Below are 2,280 nucleotides of genomic sequence, written 5' to 3'. Positions count from 1 at the left end.
TTTGTCAAGGCTCAATTGAAATGTCCGTTATCCAGCTCAATTAAAATGACCACTTTGATCTCTCATTCTCTTTACTGATAGACTTTCCTCCGACTGAAACAACAGGATGATTGAGCCCATGCTTCGATACGAGTTAACGCCGAACAATGCAGGTTTTATACTGTGGGGAGATTCAGAAGCCCTGAATGAATTACATGAACTCATTCATTACATCGTGGATGAAAGCCCACTGATTAAAGTTAAAGACGGATTTATGTTATCCCTTGCCTATGATATTCGTAAAGCACGGGAAGGTAATCGTCGTGTTGAGCAACATCAGTATGATCAACATGATACATATAAGCTTTATGGTGTTGAGCTTTTATGGCCTCTGGTCCTGGTACAGTCCTCAATACTCAGAAACTCAATGGGTTATATTCAGACAGACAAAAACCAGCTGTCTGTCATGTATGCCTTTGAATACCTGATAGAATCAGCATTAACAGAGTCTGAGAGAACAACGTCGAATGATATTATGCTAACAGTAAAATATGCATCAGACTCTGATTTTAATTTCATTGAGGATAATATTGACAGCAGGTGCTGCTATTTTATCAGCCTATCTCCGGAGCAAAGAAAAAAGCAGTTAATCAGTATTGTTCGTTCTTTTCATTCATTATGGGGTAAGTATGCCCGTGAAAAGCAGGACATAAAGATGCTGAACGAAATGAATAATACATCATGGGTCTGGCCGGACAATATCAACTGGTGAGCAACCACTGTCCGGCCAGTGAGTACCATCAGCGGGCTCTTTTACCAAAAATGTCCTCTGAACGTGACTGAAGCTGTTTGAGTGCTTCGAGCATGTCATCATTATCCAGTGAGCGCTGGGATTTCTTCCCTTCCTGCTTTGGCCGTCGTCGGGAAGGGCCATCTCCAGCGGGAATTGACTGAGAGCGCGTGTTATCCCGCTTGCTCTGCACCAGACTGATAAACTCCAGGGTTCGGCCAAGACGCTTGTTATCGACAATCGCGCCCTGGTCGATTTCTGACAGTCGGTCGTAGGTAGAGTAGGGAAGTAGCGTACCGTTCAGGCGCAGCTCTTTTCTGCCATCAGGATAGTGATACACATCGATATATTTACCTATTGCACGGCGACTCAGTTCGCTGTCTTCAATCAGGTACAACATTTTATCATATTGTATCGTCAACGATTTTGAGACTTTACGTTTTTCACGAACAGTGAAAATAAGCCCCAGGTCCTCATCATGTTCTACAGCACGGTGTACGTCAAAATCATGTCGCGGTACTTTGCCAAAACGGCGGTTATAGTCAGCCATATAGGCCTCAGCGAAGTCATTTGCAGCCTCCATTGAACAAATGCCCTGTAACCGCAGCTCTTTGACCAGACGATCCTGTAAAGTGAGGTGAGCTCGTTCTACACGCCCTTTGGCGGGACTGGTTTCTGCACAGATAGTCTGGATGTTCAGTTCATGCATGGCTCGCCCAAACTGAGTATGCCCGTCTCCGCCTGTGGCGTGTTTATTGTTAACACGAAAAACACCGGCTTTATCGCTGTACAGTGCCAGCGGTTTACCATGCTTATCGATATAGCGCCGCGTGGCTTCGAAGTAAGAAAACGTGGACTCCGATTTAACAAACAACAGTTCCATCAGTTTGCTGGTTGCATCATCAACATAGACCAGCGCGGTGCAGGCCGGGCCACGGCCTTCAAACCAGTCGTGATCACAGCCATCTATTTGTATCAGCTCACCAGTACACGGACGCCGGTACCGTGGTTGAGGGATCCTTGCGGCACGTTGTTTACGGGGAACCCATAAGCCAGCCCGCACCATGATGCGCCGGACAGTTTCTTTGCCAAGAAACAGTCCGTGGAGTTCTTCGAGCTTTTCACGCGCCAGAGTCGGACCGAAATCAGCATAACGCGTCTTGATCAGTTCCAGAGCCTGATCTGCGAGCCCGGGTGGCAACTGGCGGTTACCACGCATGCCACATCGTCTGCTGGCCATACCAAGCGGTCCGCCTTCACGGTAACGGGCAAGAAGTCTGCGGCATTGCCTGTCGCTGATACCGAGGTGCTCGGCCGCACGGCGCGTTGTGATGCGACGTTCAATGACGTCCTGTATAATCTTGATCCGGTTGATCTCTTTCAAAGTAAACACTCCTGAGCTTTCTGCGCTCATGATATGCCTCCCGGTAGTTTAAACGGACCAGTGAAGCTTACCATAGCGCGGACATCTGAATTGAGCCACAGGCGGACATTACTATTGAGCCATTACA

2 protein-coding genes are annotated in these 2,280 nt (G+C 47.6%); one reads left to right on the top strand and one right to left on the bottom strand.

Annotation, left to right across the window (positions count from 1 at the left end):
- The first annotated feature begins 118 nt into the window (after positions 1–118).
- Entirely contained in the window at positions 119–751 is a 633-nt protein-coding gene (locus HMPREF3178_RS07365; RefSeq protein ID WP_001567369.1) for a DUF6904 family protein, read from the top strand.
- 28 nt (positions 752–779) lie between these two features.
- On the opposite strand, the gene HMPREF3178_RS07360 is transcribed toward HMPREF3178_RS07365, so the two are convergent.
- On the bottom strand, positions 780–2,183 hold the full coding sequence (locus tag HMPREF3178_RS07360) for an ISNCY-like element ISKpn21 family transposase (RefSeq protein WP_001567368.1): 1,404 nt from the start codon (positions 2,181–2,183) through the stop codon (positions 780–782).
- Positions 2,184–2,280: the final 97 nt, after the last annotated feature.

This window comes from Klebsiella sp. HMSC09D12, from assembly GCF_001808475.1.
GTDB classification, from domain to species: domain Bacteria; phylum Pseudomonadota; class Gammaproteobacteria; order Enterobacterales; family Enterobacteriaceae; genus Klebsiella; species Klebsiella oxytoca.
This window is presented reverse-complemented; position numbering and strand designations above follow the sequence as displayed.

Bases quoted from the DNA above. Each gene is read 5' to 3' on its own strand.
- HMPREF3178_RS07365 (WP_001567369.1), top strand. From the start codon at position 119: ATGCTTCGATACGAGTTAACGCCGAACAATGCAGGTTTTATACTGTGG.
- HMPREF3178_RS07360 (WP_001567368.1), bottom strand. From the start codon at position 2,183: ATGAGCGCAGAAAGCTCAGGAGTGTTTACTTTGAAAGAGATCAACCGG.